This is a genomic window from Microbacterium sp. CCNWLW41 (assembly GCF_037083505.1).
Genome location: NZ_JBAOJP010000007.1, coordinates 158,596 through 175,413 on the forward strand (window position 1 = coordinate 158,596; position 16,818 = coordinate 175,413).

Below are 16,818 nucleotides of genomic sequence, written 5' to 3' on the forward strand. Positions count from 1 at the left end.
TCACGCCCCCATGTCCAGGTCGCCGACCGCCTTCGCGCGGATCCGCGTGGCGTTTCCCGGCAGGTACGGGATCGGCACCTCGTCGAAGTCGATGATGGAGACGGTGGACGGCTTCGCCCCGGCGGCGATCGCCTTGTCGACCGCCTCGGCGCGCACCTCCGCGATGGTCTCGTCCCTGCGGCCCGGCGCGATCGCGTAGACCTTGTCGATCTCGCCTCCGACCTGGGCGATCGAGGCACCGATCGCGTTGGCGACCGCGTAGTTCTCCGGGCGGTGCACGGTCCCGAACAACGGCAGCTCGTCCGGCAGCAGGATCGATCCGCCGCCGACGGCGACGACCGCGATCGGATCGGGCGAGGTGCGCATCCGGTCCACGGCCTCGGAGACGCGGTCGGCGATGCGCTCGAGCACGCGCGCGACGAACGCGGGGTCGAGGTGCGCGACCTTGGAGGCGTCGCCCACCTCGGCCCGCCCGGCCGCCACCGCGATGTCGGTCGCGGTCAGTGTGCTGCCGCCGAAGACGAGCGCCTCGGTGGTGAGGCGATAGCCGACGGAGGCGGGGCCGACCTCCCCCGTCTCCTCGTCCACGATGCTGCCCCCACCGATGCCCAGCGAGAGCACGTCCGGCATCCGGAAGTTGGTGCGGATCCCCGCGACCTTCACCTCGTTGGCCGTCTCCCGGGGGAAGCCGTTGATGAGGAGTCCGACGTCGGCCGTCGTTCCGCCGACGTCGATCACCGCGCAGTCGGCGAGCCCGCTGGTGGCCGCGGCCCCGCGCATGGAGTTGGTCGGGCCGGAGGCGAACGTCGCCACCGGGTATCGGCGCACGTACTCCTCGTCCATCAGGGTGCCGTCGTTCTGGCTGAGGAAGATCGGCGCCTCGATGCCCTGCGCACGGACCGCCGCAGTGAGGCCGTCGACGATCTCCGAGGCGAGTTCGCGGAGTGCGGCGTTGATGATCGTGGCGTTCTCGCGCTCCAGCAGCCCGATCCGGCCGATCTCGTGCGAGAGCGAGATCGCCACGTCCGGCCCCAGCACCGCGCCGACGATCTCGGCCGCCTGGGTCTCGAGGTCGTGGTTGACGGGGCTGAAGACCGAGGAGATCGCGACCGAGCGCACCCCGTTGGCCTTCATGTCCTCCGCGTGCGCCCGGAGCTCTTCCGGGTCCAGGGGCGAGATCGGTCGACCGTCGAACTCGTACCCGCCGTGCGCGAGGTAGCTGCGCGCCTGGGTGGCCTCGACGAGGACCTCCGGCCAGTCCACGAGGGGCGGGAGGGCTCGGGTCGCCGGAAGGCCCAGCCGCAGCGCCGCCGTCGGCGCCAGCCGGCTGGCCTGCACGAGCGCGTTGATGAAGTGCGTGGTTCCGATCATGACCGCGTCGATGTCCCCGCCCTCGAACGAGTGCCCCGCACGGAGGTCCTCGATCGCCTGGACGATCCCGCTCGTCACGTCCGGGGTCGTCGAGTGCTTCACCCCGGCCAGGGTGCGGGTGCCGTCCATGAGGACGGCGTCGGTGTTGGTGCCGCCGACGTCGATGCCGATGTGCATGGTGCTCGCTTTCGTGTGGAGGATTCGGTACCGGTCAGGCCGCGGCGCGCGCGGTGTCGGCGGAGGCCGTCTGGCGTGTGGTGGCGACCCCGACGCCGTGCACCCAGCCGAGCTTGCCGGCGACGATGTAGAGCACCATCGAGAGGAACAGGCTGAGCAGGGACGGGATGCCCCAGGTCACGAAGTAGCCGACCAGGGACGAGACCAGCCAGACGACGATCGTCGCCGGGACGATCCGCGGGGCGGTCGCGGGCAGCGTCCCGGCGTCGCGCGTCGCGTCCAGCGCGGGGCGCCAGCGGCGCACCACGTAGTACTCCGCGACCATGATCCCCGCGATCGGCGGGAACGCGACGCTCAGCACGACGAGGAACTCGGTGAACTGCCCGAGGATCCCGACGGCCGCCAGCACCGATCCGACGACGCCGAGGACGATCGTCGTCGTCACGCGGTGCAGATTCTTGCCGAAGGCGGTGGAGATGAAGTTCACCAGGCCGAGGGTCGAGGAGTACAGGTTCCAGTCGTTGATCTTCAACGTGCCGGTGAGGACGATGAACAGGCCTACGAATCCGACCGAGGACGTCACGATGGCGACGATGTCGCCGGTCGCCGCCGCGTGCGCCAGCAGGACGCCCGCGAGACCGATGACGAACTCCCCGAGCGAGACGCCCACGACCGTCTGCTTCACGACGTCCGCCCGCGACCGGTTGAACCGTGTCATGTCCCCCGTGATGATCGCACCCACGATGAGGCCGCCCGCGACGATGCCCGTGCCCGCCCACACGCTCATCGTCGGTCCCGGCGCCGGACCGGTGACCAGCTCGACGAGGTCGTGGCGGGTGAGCTCGCTGATCACGGACCAGCCGACCAGGATCAGGAACAGCGGCACCGTGATGTTCGCGAGCCACTGCATGCCGACGAAGCCGAAGGCCACGATCGCGGTCACCGCGAGGCCGAAGATGAGACTCCAGGCCCAGACCGGCAGCGCCCCGGGCATGAGCGCGTCCAGGGACTGCGCCGAGATCGCTGACTGGATGCCGAACCAGCCGATCAGGCTGATGCCGATCGCCAGGCCGACGAGCGATGCGCCGATCTCGCCGAAGCCCGTCCACCGAGCCAGCAGCGCGGTGTTCAGCCCTTCGCGCTGACCGATGAAGCCGACCACGCACATGATCACCTCGAGGATGAGCGAGCCGAAGAGGAACGCGAGGAACGCCTCGCCGAAGGTCATGCTGTAGCCGAGGGTCGCGCCGAGGAGGAATTGCGACAGCGCGGACACCTGACCGAACCGCTGGACCGCGATCCCGAACCAGGGCTTGCGCGCGTCGGGAGTCACCCGGGAGAGCGCGAAATCATCGGTGTGCGCCATGCGTGCCATGAGGTTTCCTTCGGGAGGAGGACGGGTTGTGGCCACCGTAGTCAGCGCAGTCCTCCAGCGAAATGTGCATACTGCACTCCCGAGCGCATCGGATGTGCACTGTGCACGCTCCCTCGGCCGCTCTCCGGATCTCTCTCCCCCTGCGCCATCGACCGAAGCCGGTCCCGCGAAACCCCCTCTTCCCACCCAAACCCCCTCCCAGATACGACGCTGAGAGGGGGTCTCGGCGTGGAGAGGGGGTCTCGGCGGAAGGCGGGAGGGACGGAGACGGGTCAGACGGCGGCGGGGACCGCGGACACCGTGGCGTCGATCGTGAACTGGCCGAGCACGCGCGTGCCCGCGTAGAGCACTGCGCTCTGCCCGGGGGCCACGCCGTCCAGCGGCCGGTCGGGGACCACGCGGACCCCGTCCTCGCCCACGAACGCCCGGGCGGGCACCGGATCCGCGTGCGCGCGGATCTGCACGTCGCACACGAACTCGTCCTCGTGGGGCGCCGCTCCCGCCCACGACCGGCGGTGACCCGAGATCTCCGCGATCGCGAGAGCCTCCTTGGGCCCCACCACGACGGTGTTGCTCACCGGGCGGACCTCGAGGACGAAGCGCGGCTTGCCGTCCGGCGCCGGGACGCCCAGGCGCAGCCCGCGGCGCTGGCCGACGGTGAACGCGTGCGCGCCGTCGTGGGAGCCCACCACGGCGCCCGAGCGATCGACGATGTCGCCCTCGGCGCTGCCCACCTTCTCGGCGAGCCAGCCGCGGGTGTCGCCGTCCGGGATGAAGCAGATGTCGTGGCTGTCCGGCTTCTGCGCGACGCTGAGCCCGCGCTCGGCCGCCTCGGCGCGGACGAGGGCCTTCGAGGGGGTCGAGCCCAGCGGGAACAGCGTGTGGGCGAGCTGCTGCGCGGTGAGCACGCCGAGAACGTAGGACTGGTCCTTGGCGGCGTCCGACGCCCGGTGCAGCTCGAGACCGTCCTCCCCGTCGACCAGGGTCGCGTAGTGCCCGGTGCAGACCGCGTCGAAGCCGAGCTCCAGCGCGCGCTCCAGGAGCGCCGCGAACTTGATCTTCTCGTTGCAGCGCAGACACGGGTTCGGGGTGCGTCCGGCGCGGTACTCGGAGACGAAGTCCTCGATGACGTCGTCCCGGAAGCGCTCGGAGAAGTCCCACACGTAGAACGGGATGCCGAGCCGGTCCGCGGCGCGGCGGGCGTCCATCGCGTCCTCGATCGTGCAGCATCCCCGGCTGCCGGTGCGCAGCGTGCCACCGGCCCGGGACAGCGCGAGATGGACGCCGGTGACGTCGTGCCCCGCCTCCACGGCGCGCGCCGCGGCGACCGCGGAGTCCACTCCACCGCTCATCGCCGCCAGGATCCGCATGTCCCCAGTCTACGAGCGCTCGCCAAGGCGAGGGCCGGACGAGTGTCGCTCAGCGGTGCCCGGCGGCGCGTCGATGCACGTCGCCGATCGCGGCGATCACCGCGTCGACGTCCTCGTCCGCCGTCGTCCGCCCGAGACTGAACCGCAGCACGCGCCGCGCCTCCGCCTCCGAGCGCCCGAGCGCCTGGACGACGTGGGACGGCTCGGCGACTCCCGCCTGGCAGGCGGATCCCGCGGACGCGGAGATGCCGGCCTGATCGAGCAGGAGCAGCATGCTCTCGCTCGGCGCCGCGGGGAAGAGGATGTTCGCGTTGCCGGGGAGCCGGGACGGCCGGTCGCCGTCCCCGTCCGGGTCGCCGAGGAGCACGGCGCCGGGGACCGAGGAGAGGACGCCGTGGACGAGGCGCTCCCGCAGGGCACGCAGTCGCCGCCCCTCCCCCTCGCGTTCCTCCTCCGCGCACTCGGCCGCCCTGGCCAGCGCCGCGGCCCCCGCGATGTCCTGCGTGCCCGGCCGCAGCCCGCGCTGCTGCCCGCCGCCGTGCAGCAGCGGGGCGATCCGCGTGGTCCGCGAGACCACGAGCGCCCCCGTGCCCACCGGCGCTCCGATCTTGTGCCCGGCGACGCTCATGGCGACGAGGCCGACGCCCGCCGGCGCATCCGCGCGCAGGGCGCGGAACGGCACCGCGACGTGCCCGAACGCGGCGACCGCGTCCAGATGCAGCGGGACGCCCGCTCCCGCGGCGGCCCGAGACAGGCCCGGCGCGTCGTTCACCGTGCCGACCTCGTTGTTCGCGACGAGAGCCGTGGCCAAGGCCGCCCCCTCGTCCGCGAGCCCACGGGCGAACGCCTCGAGCGGGATGCGGCCGACCCCGTCGACGGGTACCGGGATGACGCGGGCGCCGTCCGCGGCGAGCGCGGCGACCGTGTCCAGCGTCGCGTGATGCTCCCCGTCCGGGAGGATCACCGCATCCCGGTCGTCCGCACGCCCTTTCCAGAGCCCCTGGAGCGCCAGGTTGACCGACTCGGTGCCGCCGGAGGTGAAGACCACCTCGATCGGATCGGCGTCGAGCACCGCGGCGAGGCGCTCCCGCGACTCCTCCAGGATCCGGCGCGCCTGCTGTCCCGCGCCGTGGGTGGACGAGGCGTTCCCCACGACCGCTGAGGCCCGGATCCACTCCTGCGCCGCCTCGGGGCGCAGCGGGGACGTCGCGGCGTGGTCGAGATAGTGCACACGACTACTCTCGCACCCCCGTGCCGTTCGGGATCCGCCCGGCTGAGACGCGGTGGCGGCGTTCCTGGGACGCAGTTGCGCCGACGACACGCCGATGGCCGTACTCTGGAACCCATGTGTCCGCATGTGTCCGCCGAGCCCGTCGTGCCCGATGAGCAGGGATGCGCCCTGTGCAGTCCGGCGCTCGACGACCTCGGCGTGCGTCTGCATGACGGCGGCGGCACGCTCCGCGTCTGGTCCCGCAACGCCGGCTCGGTCGAGCTCGTGGTGTTCGACGAGACCGACCTCGACTGGGAGACGGCCCAGCTTCCGCTGGAGCGCAAGCCCGGCGGGGTCTGGGAGGTGACGACCGAGCTGCTGACACCCGGCGCCCGGTACGCGCTCCGCGTCAACGGCGCCCACAGCCCGGGCAACACGTTCAACCCGGAGACGCTGCTGCTGGACCCGTACGCCCGCGGCCTCGCCGAGGGCGACGGGTATGCGGAATGGCGCTCGGTGGTCGTCGCGGACGGGTTCGACTGGGGCGGCACGGCCAAGCCCCGCATCCCGTTGGACCGCACGGTGATCTACGAGGGACACGTCAAGGGGCTGACCAAGCGGCACCCGGGCGTTCCGCCCGCGCTCCACGGCACCTATGCGGGCCTCGCGCATCCCGCGATGATCGAGCACCTCCGAGCGATCGGCGTGACCACGGTCGAACTGCTCCCGGTGCACGCGTTCGTCCCGGAGCCGCGCCTGCTGGAGCGCGGGCTCACCAACTACTGGGGCTACAACACCCTGAACTTCTTCACCCCGCACGCCGCCTACGCGACCGAGGAGTCGCGCAAGGAGGGGCCGGAGGCCGTGCTGGCCGAGTTCAAGGGGATGGTCCGGCTCCTGCACGAGGCCGGGCTGGAGGTGATCCTCGACGTGGTCTACAACCACACGAGCGAGGAGGGCATCGGCGGCCCCCGCTCCAGCCTCCGCGGAATCGACAACGCGTCCTACTACCGGCAGCAGCCGGACGGGGCGTACATCGACACGACGGGCTGCGGCAACACGCTGAACACGGCGACCGACGCCGCCGCGCGGCTGGTGCTGGACTCGCTGCGCTACTGGACCACCGAGATGCAGGTGGACGGATTCCGCTTCGACCTCGCCGTCGCGCTCGGACGCGACGCCGCCCACGAGTTCACCCCGGACCACCCGCTTCTGCAGGCCATCCGGACCGACCCCGTGCTCGCGGACGCCAAGATCATCGCCGAGCCGTGGGACGTCGGAATGGGCGGCTGGCACACCGGCGGGTTCCCCCCGGGGTGGAGCGAGTGGAACGACCGCTACCGCGACCGGGTCCGCAACTTCTGGCTGAGCGACATCGACTACGCCCGCCGCGCCTCCGCCCCCGTCGGGATCGGCGGGTTCGCGAATCGCCTGGCGGGTTCCGCGAACACCTACAGCGAGGAGCGCGGGCCGCTCGCGAGCATCAACTTCGTCACCGCGCACGACGGCTTCACGCTCCACGACCTGGTCTCGTACGACGTCAAGCACAACGAGGCCAACGGCGAGGACAACCACGACGGCGCGGACATGAACCGCTCGTTCAACCACGGCGCCGAGGGGCCGACCGACGATCCGGTCATCCTCGCGGCCCGGCGCAAGGCGATGCGGAATCTCCTCGGCACGCTCATGCTCTCCGCCGGCGTGCCGATGCTGACCGCAGGCGACGAGTTCGGCCGCACCCAGCGCGGCAACAACAACGCGTACTGCCAGGACGGTCCGCTGACGTGGCTGAACTGGGAGCACGAGACGTGGCAGCAGGATCTGCTCGCCCACGTCTCGCTGCTCACCCGCCTGCGTGCGGAGAACCCGGCGCTGCGCCCGCTCCGGTACGCGCGCCTGGGGGAGCACATCCCCAACGCCTCGATCATGGACTGGTACGACCAGGACGGCGACACCATGGAGGTCGAGCAGTGGAACGACCCCCGCAACCGGACGCTGCAGTACGTGGCCTCCTCGACGCCGGACACCGAGGAGTTCAACCGGATCCTGCTGATCGTCCACGGCACGGAAGCGCCGATCGACGTGCGCCTGCCGGAGATCGAGGGCGTCACCCGGTTCGTGTCGCTGTGGTCGAGCGCGGACGAGCGCCCTGCCGAGGATCCCACGGAGCACCGCCCCGGCGAGGTCATCGCGATCCCCGGGACCTCCATGCGGCTGTTCCGCGCGGAGTGACCCGCTATCCCCGCACCGCCCGCCGCGGTAGGTTCGGGGTGTGGCCCCACGTCCTGGTTCCTCTCGTCGTCCCGAGGCTCTCCGGAGCCCCGCGCAGATCCCGCTGCGGCCCGCTCCCGAACCGGACGACGCCGACACGCTGACCCCGCGGATCCCGCTCGCCGCGCCCTCGCCGAGCGTCCCGGGGGGCTTCCTGCCGAAGGCGTTCGCCCGCGAGGTCGTCCCGTTCCGGGTCGTCGCCTTCCGCGAGGGCCACGACCGGATCGGCGTGCACCTGCGCCTCCTCTCCCCCGACGGCGCGGAGACGCTGCACCGGCTGGAGCCGCTCGACGACGGCACGGACCGCTTCGAGGTCTCCGTCGCCCTGGACGAGCTCGGCCCCTGGTCCTTCCGTTTCGAGGCGTTCGCCGACGAGTTCGCCACGTGGGCCCGCGCGGCCGAGGTGAAGCTGCGGGCGGGAGTGGACGCGGCCGTCGTGCGCATGCTCGGCGCCGATCTGCTCCGGCGCGCCGCCGCGCAGAAGGACCGCCCGGCCGCCGAGCGCCGCCGGCTCTCCGCTCATGCCGAGGACCTGGCGGCGCCGGACGGGTCCGCCGAGGCGGCACTCGCGGTCGCGACGGACCCGGAGCTGGCCGCGGTGTTCCGGCAGCGTCCGCTGACGGATCTCGACTCGGTCACCGGCTGGCAGCGGATCCTCGTCGAGCGCACCCGCGCGGGCGTCGGCGCCTGGTACGAGTTCTTCCCGCGCTCCGAGGGGGCGGTGCGCCTTCCGAACGGAGGGATCCGCAGCGGCACGTTCCGGACGGCCGCCGAGCGGCTCCCCGCCGTCGCCGACATGGGGTTCGACGTCGTCTACCTGCCTCCGATCCACCCGATCGGGCGGGTCCACCGGAAGGGGCCCAACAACACGCTGGTCGCCGGTCCCGACGACCCGGGATCGCCCTGGGCGGTCGGATCCGCGGAGGGCGGTCACGACGCGGTGCATCCCGACCTCGGGACGCTCCAGGACTTCCGGGACTTCGTGGGGAGGGCGAAGGAGCTGGGTCTCGAGGTGGCGCTGGACCTCGCCCTGCAGGCCGCGCCGGACCACCCCTGGGTGGCCGCGCACCCGGAGTGGTTCACCCCTCTCCCCGACGGCACCATCGCCTACGCGGAGAACCCGCCGAAGAAGTACCAGGACATCTATCCGCTGAACTTCGACAGGGACGGGGACGGGCTCGGCGCCGAGGTGCTGCGGATCGTGCGGCACTGGATCGCGCAGGGCGTGCGGATCTTCCGGGTGGACAATCCCCACACCAAGCCCCTGCGCTTCTGGGAGTGGCTGATTCGCACGGTCAACGCCGAGCACCCGGACGTGATCTTCCTGGCCGAGGCCTTCACCCGCCCGGCGCCGCTGCGGGGGCTCGCGGCGGTGGGCTTCCAGCAGAGCTACACCTACTTCACCTGGCGCAACACCAAGGCCGAGCTGGAGGAGTTCCTCTCCTCCCTCGCCGAGGAGACGGCGGACTACCTCCGTCCGAACCTCTTCGTGAACACCCCGGACATCCTCACGGAGTATCTCCAGTTCGGCGGCCGCGCCGCCTACCGCATCCGCGCGGCCATCGCGGCGACGGCGGCGCCGACCTACGGCGTCTACGCCGGCTTCGAGCTGTTCGAGAACGTCGCCCGCCCGGGGTCCGAGGAGAACGTCGACAACGAGAAGTACGAGTACAAGCTGCGGGACTGGGCGGGCGCCGAGGAGGCCGGCGACTCGCTCGCACCCCACCTGCGCCGGCTCAACGAGATCCGCCGTGCGCACCCGGCGCTCCGCCAGCTCCGCAACCTCCGCGTGCACTGGAGCGACGACGACGCGATCCTCGTGTACTCGAAGCATCTCGATGCCGCGTTCACGGGCACGGGAGACGCCGACACGATCATCGTCGTCGTCAACGTCGACCCCCACTCCGTGCGTCAGACGACCGTCCACCTCGACACCCGCGTCTGGGGCGTCGAGCCGGGTGACCCGTTCGAGGTCGAGGACCTCCTGACCGGTGCCGTCTGGACCTGGACCGATCACGACTACGTGCGACTCGATGCCTTCACCGAGCCGGTCCACATCCTGAAAGTGAGGGAACTGGGATCATGATCACCGTCGAACCCGCCATCCGCGAGTCCGTGGCCGGGGGAACCCACCACGACCCGCATTCGATCCTCGGAGCGCATCCCGAGCCCGAGGCCGACGGCCGCCTCACCACCGTCGTCCGGGCGCTTCGCCCCCTCGCGGAGAGCGTCACCGTCCTGCTCTCGGACGGCGGGGAGGTGCCGCTGGCCCACGTCGGGGACGGCATCTGGGAGGGCAGGGTCCGCGGGTCCGTCGGGCCGTACCGGATCTCCGCCGCGTACGAGGACGGATCGGAGTGGGTGGTCGCCGATCCCTACCGCCACACGCCGACCGTCGGCGAACTGGACCTGCACCTGATCCGCGAAGGACGGCACGAAAGGCTGTGGGAGGCGCTCGGCGCCCACCATCGGATCTTCGAGGGCGACCCGGGAACGGCGTTCGCGGTCTGGGCTCCGCACGCCCGAGCAGTCCGCGTGGTGGGCGACCACAACGGCTGGGACGGCCGTCTGCACGCCATGCGCTCGATGGGCGCCAGCGGCGTCTGGGAGCTGTTCATCCCCGACGTGGAGCCGGGAACGCGGTACAAGTACGAGATCCTCACCCGCGCCGGGGACTGGATCCTCAAGGCCGACCCCATGGCCCAGCTCGCCGAGGAGCCGCCCGCGACCGCATCCGTGGTCACCGCGTCCGCGCACACCTGGCAGGACGGGGCGTGGATGACCCGTCGCGCCGCCACCCACGCGGTCGCCCAGCCCCTGTCGGTGTACGAGGTGCACCTGGGCTCGTGGCGCCCGGGGCTGGGCTACCGCGCGCTCGCGGACGAGCTCATCGGGCACGTCACGGCGACCGGCTTCACGCACGTGGAGCTCATGCCGGTGGCCGAGCACCCCTTCGGCGGTTCCTGGGGCTATCAGGTCACCGGCTACTACGCGCCGACCCGCCGGTACGGAACGCCCGACGACCTGCGCTATCTGATCGACCGGCTTCACCAGGCCGGCATCGGCGTGATCCTCGACTGGGTGCCGGGGCACTTCCCGAAGGACTCCTTCGCGCTGGCGCGCTTCGACGGGGAGCCGGTCTACGAGCACCCCGACCCACGACGCGGCGAGCATCAGGACTGGGGCACGCTGATCTTCGACTACGGCCGTGACGAGGTGCGCAACTTCCTCGTCGCGAACGCGCTGTACTGGCTGGAGGAGTTCCACGCCGACGGGCTGCGCGTGGACGCGGTGGCTTCGATGCTCTATCTCGACTACTCGCGCCGGGACGGCGAGTGGGAGCCGAACGTGCACGGCGGCCGGGAGAACCTGGAGGCGATCCGCTTCCTCCAGGAGGTCAACGCGACCGCATACCGTCGGAACCCCGGCGTCCTCATGATCGCGGAGGAGTCCACGAGCTTCCCCGGCGTGACCGCGCCGACCGACCACGCCGGTCTCGGATTCGGATTCAAGTGGAACATGGGCTGGATGAACGACTCGCTGGAGTACATCCATCGCGACCCCCTCTATCGCGGCCACCACCAGGGCGAGATGACGTTCTCGTTCGTCTACGCCTTCGGCGAGAACTACATCCTGCCGATCAGCCACGACGAGGTCGTCCACGGGAAGGGAAGCCTCCTGTCCAAGATGCCCGGCGACCACGCGGCGAAGCTCGCGAACGTGCGCGCCTACCTCGGATACATGTGGGGGCATCCGGGCAAGAACCTGCTGTTCATGGGCCAGGAGTTCGGGCAGCTCGCCGAGTGGTCCGAGTCGCGGGGCCTGGACTGGTGGCTGCGGGATCAGCCCTCGCATGCGCAGCTGGAGCAGTTCGTGGCCGCGCTCAACCGGACGTACCGGTCCCATGCACCGCTGTGGGAGCGCGATGACGACGCCACCTCCTTCACCCGCATCGGCGCTCCGGAGTGGGATCCGAGCGTCGTGGCGTTCGTGCGCCGGGACGCGCACGGCGGCCAGCTCGCGGTGATCAGCAACTTCGCGGGTGTGACGAGGACCGGCGTCCCGCTGGATCTGCCGGTCCCCGGCACGTGGACCGAGGTGCTCAACACGGACGCTGCCGAGTTCGGCGGGTCCGGGGCGGGGAACCTGGGCTCGGTCTACGCCCCGGACCGTGAGGACGGCCCAGCCCGGGCGACGCTGACGCTCCCGGCGCTGTCGACGCTGTGGCTGCGTCACGTCCGCGACCCGCACCTGCCGCGCGCGGGCCGGCTCACCTGACGGTCAGCGTCGCCGTACGCCCTGGGCGGTGAGGATGGCCACCGCCGTCAGCGCCGCGAGCCCGAAGACCATCCACTGGGCCGAGCCCAGCGCGCTCGCCCCGAAGCTCACGAACGTTCCGCCGAGCGCGGAGGCGATCGTGTTGGCGATCAGCTGCGTGGTCGACAGCGCCGCGGCCGCCTGAGCGCCGACCGCCGCGTCCGCGGAGCTGCGCATCGCCGCGACGCCGAGATGGGGGAAGGCGAGGCCGATCCCGGCTCCGGCCACGAGCAGGGCCAGGGCCCAGCCGATGACCCGGCCGATGTCCGCACCGTCGCGCAGCAGCACGCCGAACAGCACGAGGCCGCCGGTGAGCAGGAGCGGAGCGCAGCGCAGCACGGCTCCGACCGTCCGGTCCGGGAGCGACACGCTGAACAGCTGGGCACCGACCCAGCCGATCGACAGAGCGGCCCCGAGGAATCCTGCCATCAGGGGCGACAGTGACGCGAGTTCCTGCCCGAAGAGCGGGATGAAGTTCTCCGTCATCACGCCGGCGCAGATCAGCGCGACCGTCAGGTACACCCACTTCAGCGGGTTCCTGCGCTGGTACGTCAGCTTCGGGAGCACACCGGACGCCGATCGGGCGTCGACGACGAGGAACACCACCAGGAGGACTGCTCCGAGACCGAGCGCCGCTCCGACGGCGGGGCCGGCCGGGACCACGGACGACATGCTGAACGCCGCCGCGGCGAGCGTCAACAGGACCAGCGACGCGTACGGGACCGACATCCGCGCGTCGGCGGATCGGTCCGGCCCCGGGAGCACGCGGGTGCTCACGATGGCGAGGACCACGGCGACGGCGGCGAGGGCCGCGAACGCCCACGGCCACGCGTGCAGCTCGGCGAACAGCCCGCCGACGCTCGGGCCGACGAGAGTGCCCACGCCCCACATCGCCGAGACCAGGCCCGCCGCGCGGGTCCAGAGCGCAGGCGGCAGGGCAGTGCGGATCACGGCGTACCCGAGTCCTGCGAGCAGACCTCCGCCGAGCCCCTGGATCACCCGGCCCGCGATGAACAGGCCCATGGTCGGGGCCAGCGCGCTCAGGACGGCGCCGGCGGCGAAGACGAGGAAGCCGACGGCGTAGGAGGCCGCCGCTCCCCATGCCCCGAGGATGCGGCTGACGAGCATCGAGGAGATCACCGCCGCGAGGAGAAACCCGGTGGCGGCCCAGGCGTAGTAGGCGCTCCCGCCGAGGTCCTGGACGATCGACGGCATCAGGGCCGCGGCGATGAAGAGGTTCATCGCGTACAGGCCCACGCCCCCGGCGAGGACCGCGGACACGGCCAGCCGGCGGCCCGAGAACAGGTCCCGCCAGCGGTCCTGGACGACCTCCGGCGGTGCGGCGACGGGGATTTCACTGGTTTCTGTGCTCACGGTGATCTACCGTAGAACTTCAAGTGTCCTTGAAGTCAAGGAGCTCCGTGCGCACACCGACAGACCTCATGACCATCGGCGACCTCGCGGCGAGGGCCGGCGTCGCCACCTCCGCCGTGCGCTTCTACGAGGAGCAGGGTCTCATCCGCTCCGAGCGCACCGCCGGCAACCAGCGACGGTATCCGCGGCACATGCTGCGGCGCCTCTCGCTGCTTCTGTTCGCGCGACGGCTCGGCATCCCCCTCACCGAGATCGCCGAGGTCTTCGCCGAGCTCCCCGAGGACCGGATGCCCGGCAAGCGCGACTGGGCGCGCATCTCGGCACGGTGGCACGCGCACCTCGAGGAGCGTCGCCGGGAGATCGAGCGCCTGGAGGCGGAACTGACCGGCTGCATCGGGTGCGGCTGCCTGTCGCTGCGCCGATGCCGGATCCTCAATCCCGAGGACGCGCTGTCCGACGAGGGCCCGGGCCCCCGCCGGCTGCTCGCCGAGCACGACGACGAGCACGAGGCCTGACGCCGCGGGCGACGGCTCAGCAGGAACGGCTCGAGCGAGCCGGCTCAGAACAGGAGGGTCGCCAGCCGCTTGCGGGCGGAGACCACCCGCTCGTCGGCGTCCCCGACGAGGCCGAAGAGCTCGACGAGGCGCTCGCGGACGCGGCCGCGGTCGTCCCCCTGAACGGCCGTGAACAGGTCCAGGAGCCGGTCGAAGGCGTCCTGGACGTGTCCGCCGGCGATGTCCAGGTCCGCGACCGCGAACTGGGCGTCCACGTCGCCGGGAGCGGCAGCCGCCGCCTCGCGCACCGCGGTGAGGTCGAGACCCTGCGTGCGGTGCAGCAGCCGGACCTGACCGAGCCCGGCGCGCGCGTCCTCGTCCCGGGGGTTCTCCGCCAGCGCCTTCTCGTAGGCCGCGATGGCGGCGGCGAAGTCCCCCGCCTCGATCGCGTCGAAGGCCGCCTGGTGCAGCGGCGGCAGCGGCGGCTCCTCCGGAGCGGCCGCCTCGCCCTCCGCGCGCCCGCCGCCGTCCACGGGGACCGATCCGGTGACGCCGTTCTGCGCCGCCAGGGCGAGGAGCTGGTCGAAGACGTCCCGCACCTGCTGCTCCGGGACCGCGCCCGTGAACAGCGGCACGGGCTGCCCGGCGACGAGGGCCACGACCATCGGGATCGACTGGGCGCGGAAGCTCTGCGCGAGCTGCGGGTTGGCGTCGACGTCCACCTTCGCGAGCACCAGGCGCCCCGCCAGCTCCGTCACGACCTTCTCCAGGATCGGGCTGAGCTGCTTGCAGGGGCCGCACCACTCCGCCCAGAGGTCCACGACCACCGGGACGGCGCGCGAGAGCTCAACGACGCTTCCGAAGGTGGCGTCGGTGACGTCCACGACGAGGGTGCCGGACGCGGCACCGGACGGCGCCTCCCCCGGTGCCGGCGACGCGGGACGGTTGCGCAGCGAGGACAGGTCGACGGCGCCGCGCAGTGCGGCGGCGGAGATGTCGGTCACGGGATGACCTCCACGGAGAGCAGCTGCTGCGTGGCAGCGAGCAGGGTGATCGGGGACGTAGAGCCCTGAGCGGGCACGGCGAAGAAGAGCTGCATGCTGTAGGTCGTGCGGAACCCGGTGGCCGAGGTGGCCGCGCCGGCGAGGACCGCCGTCGTGGAGTTCTCCGCCGTCCGGATGTCCACGCCCTCCTGGGTCGGCGTGACGGACTGGATGTCATCGACCGTGACCGCGACGATCGCGCCGCTGTCGATCGTGGAGATCGCGACCGGCTCCTCATCCCCGGCGACGGCGTCGAACGCGGCGGCCGAGGTCGTCTCCGCCCCGGCGTCGATCAGGTCCTGGGTGACCGAGGCACGACTGTCGTTCACGGCCTTGACGAACGCGAGCGAGGTCTCGTCGAACTGGTCGTACGCGGCGCTCTTCTCCCCGTTGTCGACGACGTCGGCGAAGGTCTCGCCGAGCTTGTCCGGGGCCACGGTGAGGAACGGCGAGTCCGGCGGCGTGAGCTTCGCGCCGAGCCAGGCCGGAGCCATGTCCGGGAGCTTCGCGGAGGCCTGCATCTCGGAGACGTATCCGACCGTGTAGTTCGACCACGGGTCGGCCTGCGTCATCGTGAGGATCAGCGGCGGCACGGTCTCGTCGGAACCGTGCTCGACGAGCATCATGGTCGTGCGCGGCCACGAGTCGTAGGCCTGGGGCACGAGGATGCGCACCTTCTCCGGCGGGATCGTGGCCGGGAGGGCGAAGTCCGCCACGGTGCCGCGCACGGTGTACGCGGTCTCGCGCTCGGCCAGAGCAGCCCCCGACAGACGCGTGGCCGCGAGCGTCGCATCGCGCTTCTCGTCCGCCTCTGCGACCGTCGCGGCGAGGTTCTCCAGGATGCGTGCCGCCTGCGTCTCGGTGACGGCCGGCGTCTGCTGGGTCGCGTCGGGCGTGGCGGTCGGGGTGGGCGTCGGCGTCGGCGAGGCGGTGAACTGAGGCCAGGCGTCGGGCGTGCACCCGGACAGGAGCGCCGCGGACAGCCCCATCGCGGGAACCACGAGCACAGCCCGACGCACGCGGCGACGAGGCGCCGCCGAGCGCTCGGCACGGGAGGCGTCCGACGACGCCCCCGTGTCGATGGCCCCCGTCCGGCCGCGGGCGAGCTCGATCGGCTCGGTCGGCGGCATCGGCGGCGGGCCCTTGCGCCGCGGTCCCTTGCCCCGGCGAGAGTGGCGCACGGCGAGGATGTAGAGGATCAGCCCCAGCAGCGCGAGGACGCCACCGGCCACCATCAGCGGGCCTGCCCAGGGCGTGGCGTTGTCGAGGGGCCAGGAGACCGCCACGTCCGCCGGCGCCTCGGCCGTGCCGTCGGAGGCGAGGAGAACGCTCACGCCGTCCGGGATCTGCATGCGGTCGATCACGGCGTTCTCGTCGGTGAGCTCGTCCAGCCACAGGTCCGAGCCCGCCGGGTCGCGCCCGTCGGCGGAACCGGCTGCGGCATCGGTCGACTCTTCCGGCTCCACCACCGTCGCCGCGGGCTCGCCCGCGTCGTCGAGGGCGATCCGGTTGTAGGGCACGTCGGACAGCCAGGCCTCGAGGTCGGCGGTGCGCGCCTGGGCCACGAAGATCGTGCCGTCGCCGTGCGCCACCAGGGTCTGCTCGCCCGGGTGGGAGCGGAGCACCTCACCGTCGATCATCGTGTAGCGCTGAGGCTGGTCGACGGACAGCTCCGCGGTCACGTCCTTCGGGCCGAGGAAGATGCTCCGCTGCGCGATACCGGTCCCGATGAGGACCGCAGCCAGCACGAAGGCCAGGACGGCCCATACAAAACGCACGAAAAGTCTCCTCCGTGATCCGCCGGCGGACGCCCGGG

11 protein-coding genes are annotated in these 16,818 nt (G+C 71.9%); 4 read left to right on the plus strand and 7 right to left on the minus strand.

What is annotated here, in order from left to right; genetic code table 11:
* From V6R91_RS23405 to V6R91_RS23420, 4 genes are all read right to left on the minus strand, one after another.
* A complete protein-coding gene (locus tag V6R91_RS23405) occupies positions 1–1,548 on the minus strand; it encodes a hydantoinase/oxoprolinase family protein (protein WP_336397298.1) in 1,548 nt (515 codons plus the stop codon).
* A gap of 34 nt (positions 1,549–1,582) precedes the next feature.
* Positions 1,583–2,923 (minus strand): purine-cytosine permease family protein, encoded by a 1,341-nt coding sequence (locus tag V6R91_RS23410; protein ID WP_336397299.1) that lies wholly within the window; start codon positions 2,921–2,923, stop codon positions 1,583–1,585.
* 272 nt (positions 2,924–3,195) lie between these two features.
* The gene (gene mnmA / locus V6R91_RS23415) at positions 3,196–4,293 is read right to left on the minus strand and encodes a tRNA 2-thiouridine(34) synthase MnmA (RefSeq protein WP_336397300.1); all 1,098 of its coding nucleotides are present in this window, start codon (positions 4,291–4,293) and stop codon (positions 3,196–3,198) included.
* 49 nt (positions 4,294–4,342) lie between these two features.
* The gene (locus V6R91_RS23420) at positions 4,343–5,524 is read right to left on the minus strand and encodes a cysteine desulfurase family protein (protein ID WP_336397301.1); all 1,182 of its coding nucleotides are present in this window, start codon (positions 5,522–5,524) and stop codon (positions 4,343–4,345) included.
* A gap of 114 nt (positions 5,525–5,638) precedes the next feature.
* Here V6R91_RS23420 and glgX point away from each other — a divergent pair, with 114 nt between their 5' ends.
* The 3 genes from glgX to glgB are packed head-to-tail and all read left to right on the plus strand — an operon-like array spanning position 5,639 to position 12,052.
* The gene (gene glgX / locus V6R91_RS23425; protein ID WP_271061477.1) at positions 5,639–7,735 is read left to right on the plus strand and encodes a glycogen debranching protein GlgX; all 2,097 of its coding nucleotides are present in this window, start codon (positions 5,639–5,641) and stop codon (positions 7,733–7,735) included.
* Between the two features lie 40 nt (positions 7,736–7,775).
* The gene (locus V6R91_RS23430) at positions 7,776–9,860 is read left to right on the plus strand and encodes a maltotransferase domain-containing protein (RefSeq protein ID WP_442928174.1); all 2,085 of its coding nucleotides are present in this window, start codon (positions 7,776–7,778) and stop codon (positions 9,858–9,860) included.
* Positions 9,857–12,052, plus strand: a complete 2,196-nt coding sequence (gene glgB, locus V6R91_RS23435) for a 1,4-alpha-glucan branching protein GlgB (RefSeq protein ID WP_271061475.1) — start codon at positions 9,857–9,859, stop codon at positions 12,050–12,052. Before V6R91_RS23430 ends, glgB begins: the two co-directional genes overlap by 4 nt.
* Positions 12,053–12,055: 3 nt before the next feature.
* On the opposite strand, the gene V6R91_RS23440 is transcribed toward glgB, so the two are convergent.
* On the minus strand, positions 12,056–13,465 hold the full coding sequence (locus V6R91_RS23440) for an MFS transporter (protein WP_271061474.1): 1,410 nt from the start codon (positions 13,463–13,465) through the stop codon (positions 12,056–12,058).
* A gap of 68 nt (positions 13,466–13,533) precedes the next feature.
* On the opposite strand from V6R91_RS23440, the gene soxR reads away from it, so the two are divergent.
* Entirely contained in the window at positions 13,534–13,980 is a 447-nt protein-coding gene (gene soxR / locus V6R91_RS23445) for a redox-sensitive transcriptional activator SoxR (RefSeq protein WP_336397459.1), read from the plus strand.
* A 44-nt stretch (positions 13,981–14,024) separates the two neighbouring features.
* Here soxR and V6R91_RS23450 read toward each other — a convergent pair whose 3' ends face one another.
* Complete coding sequence (locus V6R91_RS23450) at positions 14,025–14,963, minus strand: tetratricopeptide repeat protein (RefSeq protein WP_336397302.1); 939 nt, start codon at positions 14,961–14,963, stop codon at positions 14,025–14,027.
* Positions 14,960–16,780, minus strand: a complete 1,821-nt coding sequence (locus V6R91_RS23455) for a glycosyl transferase (RefSeq protein WP_336397303.1) — start codon at positions 16,778–16,780, stop codon at positions 14,960–14,962. Before V6R91_RS23455 ends, V6R91_RS23450 begins: the two co-directional genes overlap by 4 nt.
* Positions 16,781–16,818: the final 38 nt, after the last annotated feature.